This is a genomic window from Glutamicibacter sp. PAEs-4 (genome assembly GCF_051161755.1).
GTDB classification, from domain to species: Bacteria; Actinomycetota; Actinomycetes; order Actinomycetales; family Micrococcaceae; genus Glutamicibacter; species Glutamicibacter nicotianae.
In genome coordinates this window covers 3,020,059-3,044,689 of the sequence record NZ_CP195017.1, presented here as the reverse complement: position 1 = coordinate 3,044,689, position 24,631 = coordinate 3,020,059, and the positions used below count along the sequence as shown (strand labels likewise).

The 24,631-nt window shown below is 63.8% G+C and carries 21 protein-coding genes; 13 read left to right on the top strand and 8 right to left on the bottom strand.

Annotated elements, in window-relative coordinates; all coding sequences use genetic code 11:
- The first annotated feature begins 8 nt into the window (after positions 1-8).
- Entirely contained in the window at positions 9-365 is a 357-nt protein-coding gene (locus ACR9WD_RS14330) for a DUF2695 domain-containing protein (RefSeq protein WP_066141960.1), read from the top strand.
- 3 nt (positions 366-368) lie between these two features.
- Here ACR9WD_RS14330 and ACR9WD_RS14325 read toward each other — a convergent pair whose 3' ends face one another.
- A complete protein-coding gene (locus ACR9WD_RS14325) occupies positions 369-1,043 on the bottom strand; it encodes a DedA family protein (protein WP_434922285.1) in 675 nt (224 codons plus the stop codon).
- A gap of 345 nt (positions 1,044-1,388) precedes the next feature.
- Here ACR9WD_RS14325 and ACR9WD_RS14320 point away from each other — a divergent pair, with 345 nt between their 5' ends.
- From ACR9WD_RS14320 to ACR9WD_RS14305, 4 genes are read left to right on the top strand one after another with little or no spacing between them, the layout of a single operon-like run.
- Entirely contained in the window at positions 1,389-2,306 is a 918-nt protein-coding gene (locus tag ACR9WD_RS14320) for an ABC transporter ATP-binding protein (RefSeq protein ID WP_128469341.1), read from the top strand.
- Complete coding sequence (locus ACR9WD_RS14315; protein WP_038993179.1) at positions 2,303-3,058, top strand: ABC transporter; 756 nt, start codon at positions 2,303-2,305, stop codon at positions 3,056-3,058. The genes ACR9WD_RS14320 and ACR9WD_RS14315 overlap by 4 nt, the downstream gene beginning before the upstream one ends.
- A complete protein-coding gene (locus ACR9WD_RS14310; RefSeq protein WP_434922284.1) occupies positions 3,055-4,209 on the top strand; it encodes a sensor histidine kinase in 1,155 nt (384 codons plus the stop codon). Before ACR9WD_RS14315 ends, ACR9WD_RS14310 begins: the two co-directional genes overlap by 4 nt.
- Positions 4,206-4,811, top strand: coding sequence for a response regulator transcription factor (locus ACR9WD_RS14305; protein ID WP_073706883.1), 606 nt, complete (start codon positions 4,206-4,208; stop codon positions 4,809-4,811). The genes ACR9WD_RS14310 and ACR9WD_RS14305 overlap by 4 nt, the downstream gene beginning before the upstream one ends.
- On the opposite strand, the gene ACR9WD_RS14300 is transcribed toward ACR9WD_RS14305, so the two are convergent.
- Positions 4,808-5,308, bottom strand: a complete 501-nt coding sequence (locus ACR9WD_RS14300; RefSeq protein WP_073706882.1) for a DUF456 domain-containing protein — start codon at positions 5,306-5,308, stop codon at positions 4,808-4,810. The two genes, ACR9WD_RS14305 and ACR9WD_RS14300, sit on opposite strands and share 4 nt — an antisense overlap.
- A 119-nt stretch (positions 5,309-5,427) precedes the next feature.
- Here ACR9WD_RS14300 and ACR9WD_RS14295 point away from each other — a divergent pair, with 119 nt between their 5' ends.
- Positions 5,428-6,222: an enoyl-CoA hydratase/isomerase family protein gene (locus tag ACR9WD_RS14295; RefSeq protein ID WP_434922283.1), complete on the top strand. Its 795-nt coding sequence runs from the start codon at positions 5,428-5,430 to the stop codon at positions 6,220-6,222.
- A gap of 6 nt (positions 6,223-6,228) precedes the next feature.
- On the opposite strand, the gene ACR9WD_RS14290 is transcribed toward ACR9WD_RS14295, so the two are convergent.
- On the bottom strand, positions 6,229-7,746 hold the full coding sequence (locus ACR9WD_RS14290) for a long-chain-fatty-acid--CoA ligase (RefSeq protein WP_434923215.1): 1,518 nt from the start codon (positions 7,744-7,746) through the stop codon (positions 6,229-6,231).
- A gap of 234 nt (positions 7,747-7,980) precedes the next feature.
- On the opposite strand from ACR9WD_RS14290, the gene ACR9WD_RS14285 reads away from it, so the two are divergent.
- The gene (locus ACR9WD_RS14285) at positions 7,981-8,751 is read left to right on the top strand and encodes a VOC family protein (RefSeq protein WP_434922282.1); all 771 of its coding nucleotides are present in this window, start codon (positions 7,981-7,983) and stop codon (positions 8,749-8,751) included.
- Between the two features lie 10 nt (positions 8,752-8,761).
- On the opposite strand, the gene ACR9WD_RS14280 is transcribed toward ACR9WD_RS14285, so the two are convergent.
- On the bottom strand, positions 8,762-9,574 hold the full coding sequence (locus ACR9WD_RS14280; RefSeq protein ID WP_434922281.1) for a GNAT family N-acetyltransferase: 813 nt from the start codon (positions 9,572-9,574) through the stop codon (positions 8,762-8,764).
- Between the two features lie 86 nt (positions 9,575-9,660).
- Here ACR9WD_RS14280 and fdhD point away from each other — a divergent pair, with 86 nt between their 5' ends.
- The 3 genes from fdhD to ACR9WD_RS14265 all read left to right on the top strand — a co-directional run bounded on the left by fdhD (position 9,661) and on the right by ACR9WD_RS14265 (position 14,507).
- Positions 9,661-10,488, top strand: coding sequence for a formate dehydrogenase accessory sulfurtransferase FdhD (fdhD, locus tag ACR9WD_RS14275; RefSeq protein ID WP_121867422.1), 828 nt, complete (start codon positions 9,661-9,663; stop codon positions 10,486-10,488).
- Positions 10,489-10,546: 58 nt separating this feature from the next.
- Positions 10,547-12,868 carry an FdhF/YdeP family oxidoreductase gene (locus tag ACR9WD_RS14270; RefSeq protein ID WP_434922280.1) on the top strand — a complete coding sequence of 774 codons (2,322 nt, stop codon included), beginning with the start codon at positions 10,547-10,549 and terminating at the stop codon, positions 12,866-12,868.
- Between the two features lie 157 nt (positions 12,869-13,025).
- Positions 13,026-14,507: a nucleobase:cation symporter-2 family protein gene (locus ACR9WD_RS14265; RefSeq protein ID WP_434922279.1), complete on the top strand. Its 1,482-nt coding sequence runs from the start codon at positions 13,026-13,028 to the stop codon at positions 14,505-14,507.
- A 70-nt stretch (positions 14,508-14,577) separates the two neighbouring features.
- Here the strand turns inward: ACR9WD_RS14265 and ACR9WD_RS14260 are convergent, their stop codons facing one another.
- On the bottom strand, positions 14,578-15,468 hold the full coding sequence (locus ACR9WD_RS14260; protein ID WP_073706866.1) for an SPFH domain-containing protein: 891 nt from the start codon (positions 15,466-15,468) through the stop codon (positions 14,578-14,580).
- 134 nt (positions 15,469-15,602) lie between these two features.
- Between ACR9WD_RS14260 and ACR9WD_RS14255 the strand changes: the two genes are divergently transcribed.
- Positions 15,603-16,592: an aldo/keto reductase gene (locus ACR9WD_RS14255; protein WP_434922278.1), complete on the top strand. Its 990-nt coding sequence runs from the start codon at positions 15,603-15,605 to the stop codon at positions 16,590-16,592.
- Positions 16,593-16,614: 22 nt separating this feature from the next.
- Here ACR9WD_RS14255 and nirB read toward each other — a convergent pair whose 3' ends face one another.
- The gene (gene nirB / locus ACR9WD_RS14250; RefSeq protein WP_434922277.1) at positions 16,615-19,230 is read right to left on the bottom strand and encodes a nitrite reductase large subunit NirB; all 2,616 of its coding nucleotides are present in this window, start codon (positions 19,228-19,230) and stop codon (positions 16,615-16,617) included.
- Positions 19,231-19,588: 358 nt separating this feature from the next.
- On the opposite strand from nirB, the gene nirD reads away from it, so the two are divergent.
- Together nirD and ACR9WD_RS14240 are read left to right on the top strand one after the other, a co-directional pair.
- Complete coding sequence (nirD, locus tag ACR9WD_RS14245; protein WP_038993203.1) at positions 19,589-19,966, top strand: nitrite reductase small subunit NirD; 378 nt, start codon at positions 19,589-19,591, stop codon at positions 19,964-19,966.
- A gap of 459 nt (positions 19,967-20,425) precedes the next feature.
- Positions 20,426-20,968: a dihydrofolate reductase family protein gene (locus ACR9WD_RS14240; RefSeq protein WP_190264028.1), complete on the top strand. Its 543-nt coding sequence runs from the start codon at positions 20,426-20,428 to the stop codon at positions 20,966-20,968.
- 40 nt (positions 20,969-21,008) lie between these two features.
- Here ACR9WD_RS14240 and ACR9WD_RS14235 read toward each other — a convergent pair whose 3' ends face one another.
- Both ACR9WD_RS14235 and ACR9WD_RS14230 read right to left on the bottom strand, forming a co-directional pair.
- Entirely contained in the window at positions 21,009-22,499 is a 1,491-nt protein-coding gene (locus ACR9WD_RS14235) for an FAD-dependent oxidoreductase (protein WP_434922276.1), read from the bottom strand.
- Complete coding sequence (locus tag ACR9WD_RS14230) at positions 22,496-24,631, bottom strand: molybdopterin oxidoreductase family protein (RefSeq protein WP_434922275.1); 2,136 nt, start codon at positions 24,629-24,631, stop codon at positions 22,496-22,498. The genes ACR9WD_RS14235 and ACR9WD_RS14230 overlap by 4 nt, the downstream gene beginning before the upstream one ends.

Sequence of the window (24,631 nt, the reverse complement as noted above, 5' to 3'; positions counted from 1 at the left end):
AGCCACCCATGCCCGCGGTACTCGAACCCGTCGACCATGAATGCCTTGCCTGCTTCCTCTACCGGGCCCTGAGAGCCCAAGGATGCGACGGGACCCATCTCTTCCTGCTGGCCTATCGCGACGAGAGTGCCCCGCGGGCTACCGCGGTGGAACGGAAGATGCAGCTGCTGGGCGGTTACTGCGATTGCGAAGTGCTGGCCAATGCCATCCGCCCGATCACGCGCGAGGCAAGCAACGCCTTGGAAGACGAGGTGGATCTTGTCTGCAAAGGAGTACGCCGCGGCACAACCCAACCTTGTGAACATTGGTTGATGCGCCGCGGCGTACAGTGGGGTGGCGGACAATTCCGCCGGAGAAGTGCTTGAAAATCAGTCTTCGATGGTCTTGCTCTTCGACTTGCGGGCCTTGAGCAGTTCGACACCGATGGGGATGACCGAGATGAGGACGATCAGGATGAAGATCAGGTCGATGTTCTCTTCGATCCACGTGAACTGTCCCAGCCAGTAGCCCAGCAGGGTGACGCCGATGCCCCACAGGGCAGCGCCGATCAGGTTGTAGAAGACGAAGGTCTTGTGGTTCATCTTCGCAACGCCAGCGATCACCGGGACGAAGGTGCGGACGATTGGCACGAAGCGTGCAAGGATCACCGCGCGGCCGCCGAACTTCTCGAAGAATTCGTGGGCGCGTTCAACGTTCTGCTGCGAGAAGAAGCGGGAATCCGGCTTCTTGAAGATGGCAGGACCAGTTTTCTTGCCGATGATGTAACCGGTCTGGTCGCCGGCGAAAGCGCAGACGAAGATCGCTGCGCAGAAGAGCCACAGCGGGATGTGGATGGTGCCGGTGGCGATGAGCATGCCAACAGTGAAGAGCATCGAATCGCCGGGCAGGAAGAATCCCACCAGCAAGCCGGTCTCAGCGAAGACAATGGCGCACACCAGCAGCAGGACCCATGGGCCAAGCGCAGGGTTGTTCAGGAAGACGGCCGGGTTCAGCCAGTCGGGCAGGAATGCCGCGCCCATGGTCGGGGCCGCATAATCGGTCACAAGCGAAAGAAACGAAGAATGATCTAGCACAGCAAAAATCCTACGGGAATACGCTGTGAGTTTCCCAGAGAGGAATCCGTAACGTCTGATGGGGGATAACCCGACCACAAGGGCGGAAATCTCCAATTTGTTCGTTGACCCGGTGGATCATGGCATTTCCCAGGGCCTGCATCACGAGGCGAAGGCGCATCGCGCAGCGGCGAGTTGCCAAGCTCACAGCAGGTTTCCAAGCATTGATCAGCATAGTTGCGTCGGGAAACTGGTTTCGGTCCATGACAACGGTCATGGGCAACCCATGACTTTCTGCTCTTCTGCCCGCCTGGCAAACGGAGAAAACTGGGAGTCATGGAAACGCTGACAAAGACCAATGCAGTTTCGCTCAGCGGCTTGAAGAAAACCTTCTCAACGCCGCGCAGCAAGGTCGAAGCCGTCAAGGGCATCGACCTGCAGATCCAGACCGGTCAGATCGTGGCCTTCCTAGGGCCCAACGGAGCCGGAAAGACAACAACCGTGGACATGATCCTCGGGTTGACCCAGCCCACCGAGGGATCGGCCCAGATCCTCGGCTTGGACCCGCGCCAGGCGGTGTTGGCTGGCAGGGTCTCGGCAGTGCTGCAAACCGGCGGGCTGCTGCGCGACATGACCGTCAAGGAAACGGTGTCGGTCATCGCCCACATGCATGAGCAGGCAGATCGCATTGGTGAGGTCATGGAACGCACCGGACTGGACAAGATCGCCAAGCGGCGCGTGGGCAAATGCTCGGGCGGCGAGCAGCAGCGCATCAAGTTCGCGTTGGCGTTGCTGCCGGATCCGGATGTGCTGATCCTCGATGAGCCTACTGCAGGGATGGACGTGATGGCTCGCCGGGATTTCTGGGCCGCAATGCGCGTCGAAGCCACCGAAGGACGCACCGTCATCTTCGCCACGCACTATTTGGAAGAAGCGCAGAACTTCGCAGAACGCACTGTGCTGATGAACCACGGGCTCATCGTCGCCGACGGCGCCACCGAGGATCTGCGCAAGCTCATCTCCGGACGCACCGTCAGCGCTTCCTTCCCCTCGGCCGAGCATGCCGAACGGGCCGCCGCCTCCAGCGATTCGGTGCAGGTGGCTGAACGCAATGGCTTGCGCTTCGCCTTCCGCAGCTCCGACTCCGACAGCTTCGCAGCCGCCCTGCTGACCGAGTACCAAGGCTACGACCTGGAAATTTCCTCGCCGAGCCTCGAGGACGCTTTCATCCAACTGACCAAGGACCCATCATGATGAGCACCTACATCCGCGTGGAATTCGCGCGGCACTTCCGCGATGGATACAACCTGATCTTTGCCCTCCTGCTGCCCGCGGCAATGTACATCCTGTTCGGCAGCATCCCCAGCTACACCGAGTTCGAGCTGGGAGCCGGTAATGTGAAGTTCTATCTGATGATTTCCATGGCGGCCTACGGAGCGGCAGTCAGCACCGTGGCCATCGCTGGCACCGTGGCCACCGAGACCATGCAGGGGTGGGGCCGGCAAATTTCGCTGACAAAAATGCCGCCGAGCATGTTCGTCAGCAGCAAGATGATCGTCGCGGCCACCGTTGCCGGCGCCTCGGCAGCGCTCGTCTTCGCCCTCGGCGCCGCTACCGGAGCCGAAGCGCAAGAAGGCTGGATCTGGGCCGCGAGCTACCTGATCATCCTGCTCGGTGCCATGATCTTCGCCTGTTACGGGATCGGGGTGGGCATGGCGTTCAAATCCGAATCGGCCCTGGGCCTGGCCTCGGGACTGATGGTGTTCTTCGCCTTCTTCGGCAACGTGTTCATGCCTCTGGAAGGAGGCATGCTCGACGCGGCCCGCTTCACCCCGATGTATGGCTACGTCGCGCTGGCCCGCTACCCATTGCTCAAGGACATGCCTGCCGGGGTCGATATGGCACCGGATGCGTTGTGGATCCCAACCGCTAACCTAGTGGCATGGGCACTCATCTTCGTTCTCTTCGCGGTCTTCGCCACCCGCAAGGCCAAGGCGCGCCAGTGAGCCCACGCCAGCCTGGCTCCGCGCCGGTGGACGACCCGCTCTGCGGCCTCGACGAAGACCAGAAATTCTGGGATCGCCGAGGCTGGCTGGTGGCCGGGGTCTGGGTGATCTTCCTGGTCTTCCCGGTGCTGGACCTGCTCGTCGAGGACTATTCGCTGCCCACCCGGATCATCGGCTTGGCGCTGATTGCCCTCTTCGCCGCCGTGTATTTGCAGTCCTATTCGAAATTCTCCTCGAAGATCGGGCAGGGCGGAACCAGTGCTCGCCGGGCGCACGTGAACTTCCTGGTGCTCTGCGCGATTATTGTGCTGGGCATCCCGGTCGTCGGGTTGACCACCATGGGGCTTTTCCCTTTCATCACCTCCTTCGCGATCTTCCTGCTGGGCAGGAGGTGGGCCATCGCGGCCTACTCGGCGGTGCTGGTGCTCAGCTTCGCGTTGCCAATCATCTACGGCCAGTTCATGGACGCGATCTTCCTGATCGGCCTGAACCTCGTGCTGATGGTGGTGTATGCGATCACCGTGGCGGCCATCCGGCGCTCGACCGAAGCCGAAAAGATGCGCAGCGACTACCTGCTGGTCGCCGAACAGGAACGCGTTGCCCGGGACGTGCATGATGGGATCGGCCATTCGCTCACCGCATTGAACCTGAAGGCGCAGCTGGCCCTGCGCCTGCTGGACCAGGAGCAGTACGCCCAGGCCCGCGGCGAACTGGAACAGCTCAGCGCCTTGGCCGTGGATGCGCTGGATTCGGTGCGCACCACGGTGCAGGGGCTTAGCCGCCAGGATCTGGCTGCGGAATTAGCTGAGCTGCGGCAGGCCTGCAACGACAACAACCTCGAATTCACGGTGGCCGGATCCGCCGAGCAGGTCCCGATGCAGCTGCGTTCGCATGTGGCATGGATCCTGCGCGAAGCGGTCACCAATGTGCTGCGCCATGCGCACGCCAGCAGGATCGTGCTGCAGCTGGAACCCGGACACGTCAGCATCGAAGATGACGGCGACGGGCTGCAGGCCAGCACGCCCGGGCACGGCATCCGCGGAATGCAGGAGCGTGCCAAGCAGTTCGGCGCCAGTTGCACGGTGGGGGCCTCGCGGCTGGGCGGAACCAGTGTGCAGGTAGTCTTTGCGGCAGACGGGAACGCCCGATGATCCGGATACTCATTGCAGATGACCAGCATCTGGTGCGCGGCGCACTGGCAGCCTTGCTGAACCTCGAAGAGGACATCGAGGTCGTTGCGCAATGCGCCGACGGAGACGAAGTTGCCGCGGCGCTGGATGCGCATCGGGCCGATATTGCATTGCTTGATGTGCAGATGCCGCGGCAGGACGGGCTGAGCACCGCGGCAGAACTGAAGGACAGCCACCCCGAGGTAAAGGTGCTGATCCTGACCACCTTTGACCGTCCCGGGTACTTCCGCCAGGCTTTCGAAGCCGGAGCTCATGGTTTCCTGGTCAAGGATTCTCCGCCTGCCGAGCTGATTGCCGCCATCCGCAGGGTCTATGGCGGGGACAAGGTGGTGGATCCGCAGCGAGCGATGCTCAGCGTGGAGAGCCGCAGCAACCCGCTGACCGGGCGCGAACGCGAGATCCTGGCCTTGGCCGCGTCCGGTGCGCCGGTCTCGCAGATCGCCTCGACGGTGCACCTGTCGGTGGGCACCGTGCGCAACCACCTGTCCAATGCGATCGGCAAGACCAGCACGGCCAACCGCATCGAGGCCGCGCGCTACGCCAGGGAGATGGGCTGGATCTAGCGCATCACGAAGTGCATGATCATGCCGATGACCCAGATGGAAGACGCCAGCAGCACGCAGCCGAATTCCACCACGATGCCCAAGCCCATGGCCTTCAGCGCAGCCCAGGATGAGCCGAACGCCCCGGAGACCTCGCGGCGGCGCACGCTTTCACCAGCGAACAGGCCCACCGCGAAACCGATGAACATGCCGACGACCGGGATGATGAACGCGCCGGCGATGGCACCGACGACCGCGAAGAGAATGGATCCCTTGGGGATCTGATGTTCCTTGAGCTTCTTGCCGGTCAGGATTGCTGAGGCCGACCAGCCCAGCAGGGCGATCGCCATGCCCAGTCCGGCCGCCCACCAGGAGGCGCCGGATCCCAGCAGCCAGCCCCAGGCCAGGAGCGTGCCGATGGTCAGCAAGGACCCGGGCAGCACCGGGAAAATAGTGCCCAACGCCGAGACGACCAGCAGCAGTCCGGCGATGATGGTGTAAATAATCTGTGCATCCACACGCCCAGTTTCGCACAGGTGCCACCTGCTCGGAGGCCAGCGGCGCGTGGAGAGGTTCCGCAAGCTGGCCGATTCGCGATAGATTGCCAGAGAGGCACGAGGAATCGGGGAGGATCCTGATGGGCAAGGACAATAATGCACGGGTCAGCGTAGGGATTGCCGGGTCCACCGCCGTGGTGCGGCTGGAGAATCCAGGCCAGTTCAATGCGCTCACCAAGGACATGTGCCTGCAGCTGGTGGGCGCCTTTGCCGGCCTGGCGACCAATGACGAGGTCGCTTCCATTGTGGTGCGCGGTGCCGGAGGGAACTTCTGCGCCGGGATTGCCATCGATGAAATGGACCAGGTGCTCTTCGATCGGGATGGGGACGGGGAACTGATCAACCACTTCGATCTGCTTGACAAGATCATCGTGGGCTGTCCGAAGCCGACCATTGCGGTGGTGGAAGGCAATTGCTTCGGCGGTGCCTGGCAGCTGGCTTCGGCCTGCGACATCCAGCTGGCCTCGGAAAATGTGCGCATCGCGATCACCCCGGCAAGAATCGGCTTGGTGTTCCCGCGCCCGGGCATCGAGCGGCTGGTGCGTGCCGTGGGGGAGCACCGGGCCAAGTACCTGCTGCTCTCCGGAGCGGAGGTGTCCATTGCCGAAGCCGAACGCTGGGGCCTGTTCACCAAGGTGGTTTCCCATGGGCAGCTCGAAGAGCAGCTGGACGCCTTGCTGGGCCAGCTGGCGGCGAACTCGCCGTATTCCATTTCGCGCACCAAGGAAGCGATCAACCTGGTGAGCGCTGGGGAAGCCACCGACAGCTGGTGGGAAACGCTGTGGGAAGAGAACGGGGCGAACGCGGACCTGGCCGAAGGCAGATCCGCGTTCCTGGCACGCCGTACCCCGGACTACAGCGGGCTGCGCAAATAGTGCCAGCTAGCGCTGCTCGGCGGTGAACTGGGCGACCAGTTCGCGCTTGAGGATTTTCCCGCTGGGACCCAGCGGGAACTCGGTGACGATCTCGATCAGCCGCGGGTACTTGTATGCGGCCATCTGCTCGCTGGCCCACGCCACCAGGTCCTGCGCGCCTAGTGTGGAGCCAGCGTCCAGGGTCACCGAGGCGGCGATCTCCTGCCCGTGGGTTTCATGCGGCACCCCGTACACGGCAGCGTTGGAAATCTCCGGGTGGGACACCAGCACCTCCTCGATTTCGCGCGGGTACACGTTGTAGCCGTTGCGCAGGATCATGTCCTTGGTCCGGTCCAGGATGCGCAGGTAGCCATCCTCGTCCTTCGTGCCCAGGTCCCCGGTGCGGAACCAGCCATCGACCACCGCTTCGGCCGTGGCCTCGGGCCGGTTCAGGTAGCCGGAGAACAGGTTATGCCCGCGGACCACCAGTTCGCCCAGCTCGCCGCGCGGCAGCAGCTGGATCTTCTCCGGGCTGGCCGGGTCCGCGATTTCCACATCCACGCCCCAGACCGGGGTGCCGACGGTGCCGGGCCGCGGCTCGACGCCCACATGGTTGAAGCAGGCCACCGGAGAGGTCTCGGTCAGCCCGTAGCCTTCGTGGATCCGCGCGCCGAAGCGCTGCTCGAAGGCGGTCAGGATGGATACCGGAAGCGACGCTCCGCCGGAAATGGCGTAGCGCAGCTTCTGGGGCGTCTCCGTGCGGTGCTTGCCTGCTTCGAGAAGGGCCACATACATGGTCGGCACCCCGAAGAAGACATCGATGCCCGCGTCCAGCAGCAGCTCCAGGGCGCCTTCGGCGGTGAACTTGGGCAGCAGCATCAACTCGGCGCCCACCCGCAGCCCGGTATTGAGCACGCAGGTCTGGCCGAAGGTGTGGAAGAGCGGCAGCCCGCCGAAGAGCTTGTCGCCGCGGCGCAAGTCCATGGTGTTCAGCAGCGTGGTGTGGGTCTGCTCAATCAAGGCAAGGTGCGTGCCCAGGGCACCCTTGGGCTTGCCGGTGGTGCCCGAGGTATACAGGATCGTGGCCAGGTCCTCGGGGCGCCGCGGCAGGTAGGTGGCAATCGGCGTAGCCGCCCGGGCCAGGTCTTCGAGCCGGTCGGTGCCCGAGTCTTCTGGCGCCAGCACGCTGAGCACCGGGACGCCTGAAGCGGTGGCTCCGGCAGCACCCTCGGCGAGCAGCGGCGCGGCGCAGATCATCAGCTTGGCCTCGGAGTCCTCCAGGATGTAGGAGATTTCGCGGGCCTTGAGCAGTGCGTGCACCGGCACCACCACGGCACCCAGGGCCAGAACCGCGTAGTAGGCGCGAGCGAAGTCCGCGACATTGGGGATGAGCAGAGCCACCCGATCACCCGCCGTGATGCCACGGGCCTGCAACGCCCCGGCATAGTTCCGCGTCTCATCCCATAGCTGCCTATAAGTTGTGCTGTGGCCATCGACGGTGATGGCGTTCAGTTCGCCGTAGCGGGTGGCCCCTTCTGCGAGGATTGCTGCTACTGAAACTGTGAGATTGGACGTGGGAACGCTCGTGGTGAACTCCTCGGGTGAACTTACAGTGCTATGTGCCCTGTGTCACATTAAAACACAATGAAACCGCGGTTCATCGCAAGGCATCCAGTTCCGTAATATCTTGGGTGGCAGCAAATTTTCCGTTGCTGATCTGAACGAAAAAGACATAGACTCAGGCCAAGCGAGCTGGATGTATTGTGGAATGGGGAAGCGATGCTGGCACCAAGGGATCCACGAGCCGAACCCTGCTGGGTCGATCTGCTCACCAGCGACATGGAAGGCTCCGCCCAGTTCTATGCGCAGCTATTCGGATGGGAAATGCGCCGGAACGCGCCAGATACGGACGAAGGATATGCCGAGGTCTATCTCAACGGGTCGATGGTCACCGACTTCATTGCCAATGACCCGGACTCCGAGGTTCCGGACTGCTGGACCACCTACCTGAATGTCACCGATGTGCACGCTGCCGCCTACGCCACCAAGCTGCACGGCGGCAAGGTCTATCTCAAGCCCATCGAGGTTCCCGGACAGGGAACCATGGCCATCATCGGGGATCCAGCCGGCACCGGCGTTGGACTCTTCCAAGCCTTCGCGCCAGCGGGAACGGCCACGAGCCGTGCACCGGGCACACGGATCTGGAATGAACTGCACACCAAGCACTTCGAGCCGGTGGCCCGCTTCTACCGCGAGGCCCTGGGCTGGAACTTGTCCCCGGTCTCGGACACGGACGAGTTCCGCTACCACACCTATGGCCAAGGACCCGAGGCGGTGGCGGGCATCTTCGACATTTCCGGCTACCCGGACTCGAAGTCCGGCTGGCGCGCCTACTTCGCGGTGGCGGACACCGATGAAACCGTGGCGCTCGCCGACCGGCTCGGCGGCACGGTTATCCATGAACCGCATGACTCCTACTTCGGCCGCATGGCAGTGCTCGGCGATGTCACCGGAGCCGAATTCGCGGTCATCTGCCCGCCGAAAGGCTAGCTGGAAGCGGCTAGCTTCCGGTTGCCGCGCGCTTCCAAATGTAAGGGGTCGTGGTGGAAACCTTCACCAGGCCCTGGCGTTCAAGGATCGGACGGGAATACTCTGTGCTGTCGCTGTGCACGTACTTGCAGCCCATGGCGATCGCGCTGCGTGCCCGGGCATCAACCAGGGCCCGGTAGACACCTCGTCCGCGGTATTCAGGCAGCACGCCGCCTCCCCAGAGGCCTGCGAATTCGGTGCCGGCCACCGGCTCCAGACGGCCCGCACCCGCCATTCGCCCCTCCAGCCAGGCGACCCATAGCTCCATGCCGTCATTGCGTCCCATGCGTGAAATCAGGGCTTGGACGGTGGCTGGGTCGTAGGGTTCGCCGAAGGCCTGGTCGACCATGCGGCACATTTCCTCAATTTCTTCTGCAGCGCTCACACGCCGCAGTTCCAGCCCAGCCGGACCGGGGTCGCTACTGAGCAATGCCTGCAGCGGTCCGATCATGATTGATTCGCCCTCCTCGGCATTGAATCCCAATGCTTGCAAGCGCTCGGGCAGGCCGGGTGCATGGTCGTGTCCGCGGGTCTTGAATTCCACCTCGGTGATCCGCGGCTGCGCCGCGAAATGCTCCAGTGCTGCTCCAGCCAGCTGGACCAAGGTTTGCGGTTCTTTTCCGCTGAAGTGCGGATAGGTGATGAAACCGCGCCCATTGGCGTAGGTGGCCAAGCGCAGCGGACCGAGCCGGGTAATGGACTGGGCACCTGGCGTCTCGGCCTCGGTGCGCAGCTGCTGATCGTAGAGCCTGAGGAAGCGGTCGCGTTCGGTATCCATCTGCATAGTTTACGGCCAGGGCCCTTCCGCTTTGCCTCCTCTGGCCAAGGGTGCCACACTCAGGGGAGAAGGGCAGCAGGCAGGAGAAGCACATGGGCCGCAAGATCGCGCGCCGCCGCATCGTCAGGGCAACGCTGGAGGGTTCGCGCGTCCGCGAGGAGAAGCTGGCCGGCGAGGAGCCGCTGGAGATCCGCTTCGGCCACACCTCCTACACCACCTCCATGCGCACGCCGGGCCACGACTTCGACATGGTCACCGGCTTCCTGGTGGGCGAGGGCATCATTTCCGCCCCCGAGCACTTGGCCTCCCTGCGCTATTGCGCCGGCACCGACGAAGCGGGCAACCAGACCTACAACGTCATCGAGGTGCAGCTGGGTCCGGGAGCAAAGCATCCCGATCTGCTGGCCGCCCGCAATGTGGTCACCAGTTCCGCCTGCGGGATCTGCGGGACCAATTCCATCGACGAGGTGCGCAAGAAAGCCGCCTTCGCGCCGGCTCCGGACGCCGGGCAGGTGGAGCTGGAAACCCTGCTGGGCCTGCCCGACACCCTGCGCGAATCGCAGCAGCTGTTCTCCGCCACCGGGGGAGTGCACGCGGCCGGGTTGTTCTCCGCCTCCGGGGAGCTGCTGATCCTGCGCGAGGACGTAGGGCGTCATAATGCGGTGGACAAGGTCATCGGGGCTGCCCTGCGCGAGGGGTTGCTGCCGCTGGGTGACGCCGTGCTGCAGGTTTCCGGACGCGCCTCCTTCGAGCTGGTGCAGAAGGCCGCGATGGCCGGAATCCCGGTGCTGGCGGCGGTCAGCGCGCCCTCGTCGCTGGCCGCGGATTTGGCCGAGGAATCAGGCCTGACGCTCGCCGCGTTCTCCCGCGGACGCAGCGTGAATATTTATACACATGCGCATCGGGTGATCACAGCGTAGCCTTGTAATATGTGAGCTGGATATCAGTTCCGCGCGCGCCACCAACCAGGAGGGTCTCATGCATCGCTCGGCACCCAAGAAAGACATCAATGAAGATGAGCTGAAGGTCAGCGAACCAAAGCACGCCGCCGCCGGCCTCAAAGCCGTGATGGTGTCCATGGAGCGCGGCTTCGCCGAAGCCGGCCCGTCGCGCACCCTTCGCTCGATGCTGCGCGTCAACCAGCACGACGGTTTCGACTGCCCGGGCTGCGCCTGGCCCGAATCCATCACCGGCAAGCGCAAGCCCGCCGAATTCTGCGAGAACGGCGCCAAGGCCATCGCCGAGGAAGCCAGCGCCCGCACCGTCACCCCGGAATGGTTCGCGCAGCACTCCATCGAGGACTTGCGCGACAAGACCGAATACTGGCTGGGCTCGCAGGGCCGGATCACCACCCCGATGATCATCCGCGAAGGGGACACCCACTACTCGCCGATCAGCTGGGCCGAGGCCTTCTCGACCATTGGCGCGCACGTCAATGCGACCACCCCGGACAAGTGCGTGTTCTACACCTCCGGGCGCACCGCGAACGAGACCGCGTTCATGTACCAGCTGCTGGCCCGCAGCCTGGGCACCAACAACCTGCCCGACTGCTCGAACATGTGCCACGAGTCCTCCGGAACGGCGCTGAACCCGACCATCGGCATCGGCAAGGGCACCGTGTCGCTGGAAGACTTCGAGCATACGGATCTGATCTTCGTGGTGGGGCAGAACCCCGGCACCAACCACCCGCGCATGCTCTCCGCGCTGGCCGACGCGCGCAAGCGCGGCGCCCGCGTGGTCGCGGTGAACCCGCTGCCGGAAGCCGGCTTCTTCGGCTTCAAGGACCCGCAGACCGTGGGCGGCATGCTGGGCAAGGCGGACCCGATTTCCAGCGACTTCCTGCAGATCAAGGTCGGCGGCGACCTGGCCCTGTTCCAGGCCTTCGGCCACCTGCTGCTGGAAGAAGAGAAGAAGCACCCGGGCACGGTGGTGGACCACGAGTTCATCGCCGCGGTGACCGACGGCTTCGAAGCCTACAAGGACGCGCGCGCCACCTTGGACTGGGACGCCACGGAAAAGGCCACCGGCCTGACCCGCACCCAGATCACCGAGATCGCAATGCTGCTGGCCAAGTCCAAGGCCACCATCATCTGCTGGGCGCTGGGGTTGACCCAGCAGCCGCACTCCGTGCCGACGCTGAAGGAAATCATCAACCTGCTGCTGCTCCAGGGAAACTTCGGCAAGCCCGGCGCCGGCGCCTGCCCGGTGCGCGGTCACTCGAATGTGCAGGGCGACCGCACCATGGGCATCTGGGAAAAGCCCACCGAGCAGCTGCTCACCGCCTTGGACGCCGAATTCGGCATCGAATCCCCGCGCGCCCACGGCTACGATTCCACCGAAGCGCTGCACGCCTTCGAAAAGGACGAGGTGGATGTGTTCGTGTCCATGGGCGGCAATTTCGCCCTGGCCAATTCGGACACCGAAGCCCTGGAAGCCGGCATGCAGCGCGCCAAGCTGACCGTGCACATTTCCACCAAGCCCAACCGCTCGCATGTGGTGCACGGCAAGACCTCGCTGATCCTGCCGACCCTGGGCCGCACCGACAAGGACGACAAGCACCCCACCGGTGCGCAGTTCCTTTCCGTGGAGGACTCCATGTCGGTGATCAAATCCACCCGTGGCCGGCTCACCCCGGTCTCGGAGCACCTGCTGGCCGAACCGGTGATCGTCGCGCGCATGGCCCAGGCCATCCTGGGGGATCACCACCCGGTGAACTGGCGGGCGATGGCCGAGGACTACGACGTGATTCGCGACCACATCGAACGCGTGCTGCCCGGCTTCGAGGACTTCAACCGCCGGGTGCGCGACAAGAACGGTTTCGTGCTGCCCAATCCGCCACGGGATACCCGCTCCTTCGCCACCGACATCGGCAAGGGCCGCTTCACTGTTTCGGAATTCGAAGCCCTGGAAGCGCCCGAGGGCCACCTGATCCTGCAGACCATGCGCAGCCACGACCAGTACAACACCACGTTCTACGGGCTGGACGACCGCTACCGCGGCATCAAGGACGGGCGCCGGGTCATCCTGATCAACCCGGAGGATCTGGCGGCGACCGGCTTCCAGGACCGCGACCTGGTCGATGTCATCTCGGTCTTCCGCGGGACCGAGCGCCGCGCCAACCGCTTCCGCTTGGTGTCCTACCCGACGGCCAAGGGCTGCGTGGCGGCCTACTACCCGGAAGCCAACGCGCTGGTGCACCGCGATCTGGTGGCCCGCGAATCCAATACGCCGGGCTTCAAGGCGATGATGGTGCGCTTCGTCGAGCACACCCAGCAGCCCGGGCGCACGCTGGATAGCTGAACCAGAGGAACGCTAAGCGCTTGACGTAAGGCACCTCGCAGCCATTCGGGCCTTGCCGGTTGTCCATCGGGCGCCCCGGTACGGGAGAATTGACGGCGGGGCGCATCCGAACGCATGGGATGCGCCATTCCGCAGTCCACCGAAGAGGAAATTCCCCATGAGTGCTGCCCGCAGCCAAGCCGCTGAGAGCATCAGACCAGAAGACGAACGCCTGCCTGCCCATAAAACCGTGGCCTACGGTTTCCAGCATGTGCTGACCATGTACGGCGGCATCATCGCACCGCCGCTGGTGATGGGTGGCGCCGCGGGCATGGACACAGCCGAAATGGGTGTGCTCGTTGCCAGCTGCCTGTTCATCGGCGGCCTGGCCACCATCCTGCAAACCCTGGGCGTGCCGTTCTTCGGCGCCCAGCTGCCGCTGGTCCAGGGCACGTCCTTCTCCGGCGTGGCTACCATGATCGCCATCCTCAACGGCGGGGGAGGCATGCCGGCAGTATTCGGCGCGGTGCTTGCCTCTGGCGCCATCGGCATCATCATCGCCCCGTTCTTCGCCAAGCTGCTGCGCTTCTTCCCGCCGGTGGTCACCGGCGTGGTGATCACGATTATCGGCGTCTCGCTCTTCCCGGTCACCGCCGACTGGGCCATGGGCGGTGCCAGTGCCGGGGACTCCTACGGCTCGCTGAAGAATATCGCCCTGGCCGCTATCACCCTGCTGATCCTGCTGGCCTTGTCCAAGTCCGGCGTCCCGGCGCTTTCGCGCCTGTCGATCCTGCTGTCCATCGCGCTGGGCACGCTGGTGGCAGTGTTCCTGGGCATGGCTGATTTCTCCCAGGTGCTCACCGGCGACATCTTCGCGGTTCCCACGCCCTTCGCCTTCGGCGCACCGGTCTTCGAAATCGGTGCCATCATCTCGATGATGATCGTCATCCTGGTGACCTACACCGAAACCACCGCGGACATGCTGGCGGTGGCCGAGGTGACCGGTTCCAAGGTGGATTCGCGGCGTATCGCCAACGGCCTGCGCGCTGACATGCTCTCCTCCACGGTCGCCCCGGTCTTCAACACCTTCACCCAGTCGGCCTTCGCGCAGAATGTGGGCCTGGTGGCGATTACCGGTGTGAAGAGCCGCTTCGTGGTGGCCGCCGGCGGCGGCATCCTGGTGGTCCTTGGCCTGCTGCCGGTGCTCGGCCGCGTGGTCGCCTCGATCCCTGCCCCGGTGCTGGGTGGTGCCGGCGTGGTGCTGTTCGGCTCGGTGGCAGCGGCAGGCATCCGCACCTTGGCCAAGGCCAAGGATGACAACATGAACATGCTGATCATCGCGACCTCGCTGGCCTTCGGCTGCATCCCGATGGTCAAGCCTGATTTCTACGCCGAATTCCCTGCCTGGGTCGGCACCATCTTCCAGTCCAGCATCTCCTCGGCCACCATCATGGCCGTGCTGCTGAACATCATCTTCAATGAGCTGAACTGGGGCAAGCAGGAAACCTCGTTGCGCACCGTCTACAAGTACCAGCTGGCCGGCCTCGAAGACGGCGACCGCCTGATCGATGGGAAGCTGTACGACTCGAAGGGCCTGGAAATCCAGGTCATCTCGGAGCAGCCGGGCCACGCCGGCGACCGGCCGATGCCGCAAGGCTAGCGGCAGCGCCCATCACCAAAAGCCAAACGCCCCTGTTCAATGAACTGAGGCGTATTGGACGTGAGTGGCTTTACTGGCTGGAGTCCTTCTGCTTGTCACCGGTCATGGTGATCGGCTGGACGCCGGAATTGGGGAAGCAGCCGATGGGGCTCTGGCCGGACTCGGCCACGATATCCAGGCATTTGGATGTCAAGGTCTCCGGGGTCAGCGAGCGTTCCAGGATCTTGTTGGCTTCGGCTTCGGCCTCGCTGGTCTGTTTGCGCTGCTGGGCCACGCGGGTCTTGGCGGTTTCCGCCTGCAGCTCGTTAATGCGGTTCTGCGTCGGCTCATCGAAATTGATGATCGGCAAGGTGACCGAGCGAATCTCGATCTGGGTCTTGACCTTGGCCTGCATCTTTTCCTGCACCGACTTCGCCAGTCCTTCCAGATCCTGGCCGCCGCTGGCGGGTTCGCCGTATTCCAGCGGATCGTAGGTGGCCATGACCTCGTTCAGCGCGGCACGGAAGTTGCGGTCGACCAAATTGGACTGGATGCCCTCGAAGGTGCGGTAATCCAGGAAAACATCCATGGCATCATCGGTCTTCAGCTGCCACTGGATGGACGCATCCACATCGGCGCGGCCGTTGTTGCCCAGCCGGACCGGGATGGCACTGTCGGCTGAGTAGACATCGTTCTGCACCGACCCATCCAGCTTTTCGACCTTTTCCCATGGCCACTTCAGATGGAAGCCGTTGCTCACCACGGAGGTCGGCTTGCCCAGCGCGACCTTCACGCCGACGGTGCGTGGCTGCACGATGGTGGTGGACATGATGGCCAGCACGATCAGTGACACGATGAAAACGGTGATTCCGGTGAAGCGGGTGGCGGCACGATTCTTGTTTTCCGGTTTCATGGCATTTCCGGCAAGCAAGACAAGCAATCCTGCGATGGCGCAAAGGACGGTAATGATGGTGGGGAACATGATCTCCTCGATGACGTGATGGTATTCAATATTCTATCGTTTAGATAATTGAGAACCGTTTTGGACACGGCAACGCGGCGAAGGAGATTTTGCCATCCCCAGGAAAACAGGTTGCGGGAACTAGAATCGTAGACATGCAACAACGAGAACTTGGACGTACCCACCGCAACGTATCGGCCATTGGCCTGGGCACCTGGCAGCTTGGCGCCGACTGGGGCTCGGTGGATGAAGCCGACGCGCTGGCCGTGCTCGATGCCGCCTACGAAGCCGGGGTGAACTTCTTCGACACCGCCGATGTCTACGGTGATGGCCGCAGCGAGCAGCTGATCGGCACCTGGCTGAAGGCCAATCCGGATGCGGGCGTCACCGTAGCCACCAAGATGGGCCGCCGTGTCGAGCAGCTGCCTGAGAACTACACCATGGACGCCTTCCGCGCATGGAACGACCGTTCCCGCAAGAACTTGGGCGTGGACACCCTGGACCTGGTCCAGCTGCACTGCCCGCCGACCCCGGTGTACTCGACCGATGCGATCTATGATGCCCTGGACACCATGGTGGACGAGGGACGCATGGCCAACTACGGCGTTTCGGTGGAAACCGTGGACGAGGCGCTCACCGCGATGGCCCGCCCGAACATCGCCACCGTGCAGATCATCATTAATGCCTTCCGGCACAAGCCGCTGGAAACCGTCCTGCCGGCAGCGCGCGAGGCAGGGGTGGGCATCATCGCCCGCGTGCCGCTGGCCAGCGGACTGCTGACCAACCGCTACACGCTGCAGACCGAGTTCGCCAAGGATGACCACCGCAACTTCAACCGCGACGGCTCCTCCTTCGACGTCGGCGAGACCTTCTCCGGCGTGGACTACGCCACCGGGCTTGAAGCCGCTAGCGAGTTCGCCAAGCTGGCGGCTGCCGAGGCGCCCGAGGCAACCAGCGCGCAGGTGGCTTTGGCCTGGCTGGCAGCCCAGGACGGGGTGAGCACCATCATCCCCGGCGCCCGCAACGCGCAGCAGGCCCGCGCCAACGCGGCGGCCGGTTCGCTGCAGATCTCCGAGGGTTTCACCGCCTCGGTCCGCGATCTCTACGACGCCAAGCTGCGCGAGCAGATCCACCCACGCTGGTAGCAGCGCGGGTGGGAAACAGCTCCTAGTTTCGCGGCGCCCCGACGGGAATGCTGGCACCTAGTGCCACCGGCTCGGCGGGGCGCTGCTGCCCCCGCTCCGTAATGTATTCCAGCGCGGTATCCGGAGCCGCGGTGTTCACGAAGGAGCGGAAGCGCTTGAGCTTCACCGGGTCGGCCAGGGTCGCCGCCCACTCGTCCTCGTAGTTTGCCACATGGGCTTCCATGGCAGCTTCCAGCTCTTCGGCCAGGCCCAGCGAATCCTCGATCACCACCTGCTTGGCGCGCTCCAGACCGCCATCCAGGTCCTGGAGCCAATGCGCGGTCCGCTGCAGCTTGTCCGCGGTGCGGATGTAGTACATCAGGTAGCGGTCGATGTACTTGAACAGCGTCTGCTCATCCAGGCCGCCGGCGAGCAGCTGGGCGTGTGCCGGGTTGGCACCGCCATTGCCGCCCACATACAGGTTCCAGCCATCTGTGGTGGCGATGACGCCGATATCCTTGGCGCGGGCCTCGGCGCATTCGCGGGCGCAGCCGGAGACGCCCATCTTCAGCTTGTGCGGTGCGCGCAGGCCGCGGTAGCGCAGCTCCATCTCGATGCCCAGCGCGGTGGAATCGAGCATGCCGTACCGGCACCAGGAGGAACCCACGCAGGTCTTCACATTGCGCAGCGACTTTCCGTAGGCCTGTCCGGATTCGAAACCGGCATCCACCAGCTCGCGCCAGATCTCCGGCAGCTGCTCCAGCCGGGCGCCGAACATGTCGATGCGCAGGCCGCCGGTGAGCTTCGTGTACAAGCCGTACTTCTGCGCCACCGCCGCAATCACGCCTAGCTTTTCCGGGGTGATCTCCCCGCCCGGGATGCGCGGGACCACCGAGTAAGTGCCGTCCTTCTGCATATTTGCCAGCACGCGGTCGTTGGTGTCCTGGGCGCCGGCAAGTCCTGCGTCCATCGGGTGCACGCTGGTCTGCGAGGAGAGAATGTTGGCGATGACCGGCTTGCAGATATCGCAACCCTTGCCGGTGCCGAAACGCTCCATCACCTCGCCGAAGGCCTGCAACCCGGCCACACGGATGGCTTCGTAGAGTTCCGGGCGGGAGAAGGAAATATGCTCGCACAGGGCGGTGGATACTTCCGCACCGTCCTTGAGCATCTGCGCTTCCATGACCTTCTTGAGCATCGGAACGCAGGAGCCGCACTGGGTGCCGGCACGGGTGCACCCCTTCAGCCCGGAAACGGTGGTCACCGGAGCCTCGCCCTCGAAACAGCCGCAACCGGAGACGGCATCGCGGATGGTGCCAGCAGTAACCGAATTGCAGGAGCACAGCGTCGCGTCATCGGGCAGTTCGCCCTCCGGCGCCTCGCCGCCCAGTGCGCTGAGGTATGCGCCTGGTTCGCCGGGCAGTTCCCGGCCGAGCAGCGGACGCAATGACTGGTACGGGGTGGCATCTCCCACGAAGATGCCGCCGAGCAGGGTCTTGGCGTCGGATGACACCACGAGCTTCTGGTACAGGCCACGCGGGGCATCCGCGTAGACCACTTCCAATGCACCCTCGGCTCGGGCGAAGCCGTCGCCGAAGCTGGCAACGTCCACCCCGGAGAGCTTGAGCTTGGTGGCAGTGTCGAAGCCGGCGAATTCGGCCTCGCCGCCGGCCAACTGCTCGGCCACGATTTCAGCCATGGCGTTGGCCGGCGCGACCAGGCCGATGCAGAATCCCTCGTAGTTCGCGACCTCTCCAATGGCCCAGATGTGCTCGATATCCGTGGCGCAATGCGAATCGATGACCACGCCGCCGCGCGGACCCATGCCGAAGCGGGGCGCTTCGCTGCCGGACTCGTCCAGGGCCGCGTTGTAGTTGCGGATCAGCTCATCGCGGGGTCGCACGCCGATCGACACGATGACCATGTCGGCTTCGATCACGCGTTCATCTGCCATCAGCACTCCGGTAACTACTCGGCTGCCGGAGTCCTGGCTGGTCAGGATCTCCTGCGGGAAGACCCCGTTGTGGACGGTGAAACCTGTCTGCTCAATGAGCCGGCCCATGGCTTGGCCAGCACCTTCATCCAGCTGGGTGCCCATCAGCCACTTGCCGCCGTCAATGACGACAGCTTCGGCGCCCAGCGCCTGGGCACCTGCGGCGGCTTCCAATCCAAGCAGCCCGCCGCCGATGGTGGCCACCACCGGGGCGCGGCCGAGCGTGGTTGAAAGCTCCTTGACCTTCTCGGCGATGGACCAGACATCTTCCAGCGTGCGATAGACGAACGTGTGCTCGTTGCCGGCGATGGGCAAGGTGGCAGCGTTGGATCCGGTGGCGAGCACCAATTCGTCATATGCGAAGCTGCGTCCATCGGCGGTGGCGACCGTGCGCTGTGTGCTGTCGATAGCCACGGCCTTGGCGTTGGTTTCCAAGGTGACATGCTCAGCTTCCCAGAGCTTCGGATCGCCGAGGGTGAGATCCACCCCGGGGTTGGTCAACGCTTGGGAGAGGGCCACGCGGTCATAGGGTAGGTGGGTTTCCTCGGTCAGTACCGTGATGTGCAGATCTTGCGGTGCGCGGCTGGCCAAGGCTTCGGTGAAGCGGTGGGCCGCGGGGCCGCCGCCGATGACCAGGATGTTGCGTGCAGTGTGTGTTGTACCCATGATCTATTTCGACTTTCGCTGGGAAACGGTGAGTTTCAGGTTGATGAGACCACTGTAGAAAGCGCGTTTTGCGCGGCAATTACCCTTGTGTTTCGGCCGGCGCAATTCTCTCCACCATGGATCGACGTCCTGGTGAAGGAGCTGAAACATGAACGAATCATTTGGCCGGGAATTCGATTCAGCCAAGGAAAGGGAACAGCGGAAATCGGCGGAATGACGGGAGGATTTTCGATTCACGGCGATTGAAATTGCTGTTAGCGATGCTTTACCGACCAGCAATCGCGTTGGGCATAGGGCGAAACATGCGGATTCTAAGCTCGATTCATCAGCGAAAACCAACCACGAAGGACTGGGAATCATGAGCACGCAAATCGCAGAAGACACCCGTGAAGCTACTCTGAGCTTGGCTCCGCTGTGCCGCAGCGCAGAGCTGGAGCGCGGGTGGGGAGAAGCGCTCTGGCACGAGACCACGCAGCTGGCCCTGTTCCGCACCGAAGAAGACGCCTTCTACGCCACCTCGCATCATTGCCCGACCAGCGGCGCGAAGGTCATGGCCCGTGGAATTCTGGGTGACACAGTCGTCGATGGTGCTTCAGTGGCCACGGTAGCCTGCCCGCTGCACAAGGAAGTGTACAGGCTGGATACGGGCGAATGCCTGAACGCCGACTCGCTGCCGCTGCCGGTGCAACGGCTCATGGAAATCGAGGGACAGCTGTGGATGGAGCAGATCAAATGAGCATCAAATCAGAGTGCATCCTGAACGTCGAGCATTCGGCCTGGCAAGGCTGGTTCGAAATCCTCGACGAGACGGAATCGCTTGCAACCAACTAGCTCCAGCAAATGCAATGTCCAGCAGAGACGCCAAGAAACACGACAACTCGCATCATCAAGACGCAGGGACAAAAGCCAACGGCTTTTGTCCCTGCGTCGTTTTGCGGCGTGCCTCTGGGCATGGAACACCCAGTGCAGGCCTCAATGCCACCGTCATTAACCAAGCGAGGTAACCGCTGATTCCGATGATCGGTGACAGCCGGTTGGGGGACCAGTGTTGGTGGCATCAGGTCTGAGAAGGTCCAGTAAAGGCTAGCCAGCGTGTCAGCGGTTGTTCTAGGGTGGCGCCTGGCATGGTCGTCGGCGTTGGCTTTCTTGACTGCTTTCATTGACAGCCGTACCCCTGGTGAAAAGGAACGAAGCTATGGCCACTGTGATTATCCATGCGACCATCACCCTCGATGGGTTTCTCGCGGATGCTGAGGGTGGGGTGGACTGGATGTTTGGTCGTCCCTCCGCCCCCGAAGATGATGGGGTCGTTGCCTTGGTCATGGAGAAGATCGGAGCCATTGTCGGCGGTGCGAATCGGACGCAAACGATCGAGGAGGGCGAAATCCCTTATGGAGGGATGCTTCAGGTCCCGGTATACCTGATGACTCATACAGCCGCTGAGCCGGTGGTACGCGACGGCATCACCTACACCTTCGTTGTTGATGACGTTGCCGGCGCAGTGGAATCAGCCAAGCAGGATGCCAAAGGCGGTTTTGTCAGCTTGCTGGGCGGGAAAATATCGCGGCAGTGCCTTGCCCTGGGATTGGTCGACGAGCTGCACCTGGATATTGCCCCGGTATTGCTTGGCAGCGGCATATCCCTGTTCGAAGGTTTGGGGCAGCATATCGAGCTGGAACGCATTCAGACCTCGGCCTTCGCCAGTGAAGTGCATCTGGTGTACCGGGTGCTTCACTGAGCGGTTCTGTGCCGCTAGGAGCCGACTGCCATCATTGCTATTACGCCACGGCGGGAGCCTTGGCCAGCAATTCTTCGATCTTCGCTTTGCATCCTCCGCATCCGGTGCCCGCGCGGCAGCTGTCACCCACCTGCGTGACGGTGGTGCATCCGGCGTTCACCGCGTGGGCCACCTGGCCGTAGGTGGCGCCAGAACAACGGCAGAGCTGGTCTTCATCGCTGGGGATTGCAGAGACCTGTTCAGTCGCCGGATCATCCAAGCGCAACAGGGCCGAACGGTCTTCAGGCAACGCGGTGCCCCGTTCATAGGCAAGCACAAGCTCGGCACTGGTTTGCGGTAAACCCATGGCCAGGAACCCGGTGACGGCATCCTTGCGGGTGACGATCTTCAGATAGCGTCCGCGCGCAGGATCCGCATAGACGGTTGCCTGCAGGTCCGGTTCATCCCAATAGCCGGCGCTGATGTCGCCGGCCGCGGTCAGCTCGATGCCCTGGCCCTTGAGCATCAGCACGTCGGAGGCGGAGAAATCCGGCGCAGGAAGCGGTTCGGCAGCTCCCGAACCAACCTGCTGCGAAAAGTACTGGGACAACCATGCGGCCTGGGCCCACCCCGGGGCCAACAACCCGACCGGCGGTTGCCCGGCAACTTCGGCGCAGTCACCCACGGCAAAAATTCGTTGCTCGGTGTCGGCGCAGAGGAATTCGTCGGTCTTGATGCCACGGCCTACGGTCAAACCGCAGCCGGTGGCTAGCTCGGTTCTCGCCCGCACACCGGTGGAAATGAGCAGGGCGTCAGCTTGGACCAGTCCGTGGGTGGAGGTCATCAGCCCGGCGAATTCTTGCTCATCCTTTTGAATGCCAGTGGCCTTCACTCCGGAGATCACCTCGACGCCGGCGTCGCGCAGATTCCGTGCCAGCAGCGCCCCGCCGTCTGCGTCCACGACCCGTCCCAAGGGTGCTGGGCCATGGTGCACCAGCACCGGTTGCGCCCCCGTAGTGGCAATGGCCAAGGCGGCTTCGATACCCAGTACACCGCCACCCAGAACTGCAATGCGCCGGCCGGGACCGAGCGATTCCCGCAGCTGATGGGCATCATCCACCGTGCGCAGGGCGAAGACCCCGGCAGGCAGGGAAGTTTCCGCATGCGGATCGAAGTTCAGGCCGTTGAGCGTCGGGACTACAGCCCGGGCACCGGTGGCGAAGACCAGACGGTCATAGGAAATATGGCCAGCGTCCTGCAGATGGACTCGGCGCCGCGAACGGTCGATGCCGGTGGCCCGCACACCCAAGCGCACCTCGACTCCGGCATCTGCCAGCCGTTGGGGATCCACCATGCCCAGATGCTCGAGCTCGGCGGCGCCCACGGCCAGCTCAGCGAGCAGCACGCGGTTGTAGGCCAGATGTTCTTCGGCGCTGATGATGGTGATGGCGCATTGGCCGGCCGCCGCGGCCGGGAGCAGCCCCTCGACGAGGGATGCGGCGACGGGGCCGAAGCCGATGATGACGATGCGTTGCGGGCGATGCTCGGTCATTGTTCCTCTTCCACAGCGTTCAGCGAAACATGGGCGTGCTTGAATTCAGGCATCCTGCTGTGCGGGTCAACCTTGGCCTCGGTCAGCAGGTTCGCGGTCCCCGCCCCCGGGTAGTGGAACGGCAGGAAGACCGTGTCCAGCCGGGCATCAGCGGTCAGCAGGGCTCGGGCGGTCACCTCACCGCGTTCATTGCTGATCACGACCTTCTGTCCCTGGACAATCCGGTGCGCCAAGGCGGTTGCCGGATGGATTTCAAGCATTGGTTCTGGTGCGGCGTGGGCCAGCTCGAAAACTCGGCGGGTCTGCGCGCCGGACTGGTAGTGCTCCAGCAGCCGGCCAGTCACCAGGGATACGGCAGAGCTGTCCTTCTTCGGTGCAGGCTGGAAAGCCACCGGAAACAGTACCGCACGCCGATCTGCGTGGGCAAAGCCGTCAAGGAACAGGCGCGGGGTGCCATTGCGGATGCCGGGTTCGGCCGTCACCTCGGTGCCTGCAGGGCAGGGCCAATAAATGGCGGCACCGGCATCGAGGTCTTCCCAGCTCACCCCCGAGTAATCCGCCAAGCCGCCGGCTGACGCTTCTTTGAGTTCTTCGAAGACTTCCCGTGGGGCGGGGGAGAAGCGGCCGGGAGCGTCCAGCCGCTGGGCGAGCTGGGATAGGATCCACAGTTCGCTGCGCGCATTTCCCGGTGCTTCCAAGGCGGCGCGGCGGCGCAGGATCCGGCCCTCCAAGTTGGTCATGCTGCCTTCCTCTTCGGCCCATTGCAGCACCGGCAGCACCAGGTCTGCCTGGGCTGCAGTTTCCGATAGGAAGAAGTCGCAGACCACGAGGAAATCGAGGCTGGCCAGTGCCCGGCTCACCTTCGAGGCATCGGGTGCGGAGATCACCGGGTTGGCCCCGTGGATCATCATCATGCGCGGACCGGTTGGGGTGTCCAGCGCTTCGAGCAGCTCAACGGCAGGTAGCCCGGGACCGGGGATGATTTCGGGTTCCACGCCCCAGACTCGGGCCACCTGTGCACGGTGTTCCGGGTCGGTGATCTTGCGGTAGCCGGGAAGCTGGTCGCATTTCTGCCCGTGCTCCCGGCCGCCCTGCCCATTGCCCTGGCCGGTGATGGTGCCGTAGCCGCCGGCCATAGTTCCGGGGAGGCCGAGCAGCAAGGCGAGGTTGATCGCGGCGGTGACCGTATCGGTGCCGTTGGCGTGCTGTTCGATGCCCCGGCCGGTGAGGATGTAGACGGGCTTGCCGCCGGCCTTGGCTTCGCTGGCCGCCTGCGCCAGGGCACGGGCGGTACGCCGGATCTGCTCGGCGGGAACGCCGGTGACCTGGGCCGTCCGCTCCGGCCACCAGCTGGCCAGTGATGCTTTCACTGCGTCGAAACCATTGGTGCGGGCTGCCAGATAACCGGTGTCGGCCAAGGACTCGGCCACCAGCACGTGGGCCAGGCCCAGCAGCAGCGGCAGGTCGGTGGCCGGGGTGGGCTGCAAATGCCAGCCGGCATTTTCTTCGCAGAGCTTGGCGGTTGCCGAACGCCGCGGATCAACCACCACCAGCCCGCCGTTCTCACGCGCCCCGGCCAAATGCCGGACAAAAGGCGGCATCGTGTCGGCGACGTTGGAACCGAGCATCAGGATCATCCCCGCCTCATCCAGATCCGCCAGCGGGAACGGCAAACCGCGGTCCAGGCCAAAGGCGCGGTTGGTGCCCGCGGCAGCCGAGGACATGCAGAACCGGCCGTTATAGTCGATGCGCGACGTGCCCAGGGCCAGCCGCGCGAACTTGCCCAGCTGGTAGGCCTTTTCGTTGGTCAGCGATCCGGAACCGAAAACCGCTAGCGCATCAGCACCGGATTCGGCACGGATGCTCCGCGCTTTGTCGGCCACCAGATCCAATGCCTGCTCCCAGCCGATCGGTGCAAGCCTGCCATCGGCTTGGCGCAGCAGCGGCGTCTGCAGGCGCTCGGGATGATCCAGCAGTGTCGCGGCGCTATATCCCTTCCGGCATAACGCCCCGCCGTTGGTTTCGAAGTCCCGGCCCTTCAAGCTCACTGGTTCCGAGGCCTCGGCCTGCGTGCTGGGTTCTAGGGTGATGCCGCACTGCAGGGCGCAGTAGGGGCAATGCGTGGCGGTCAT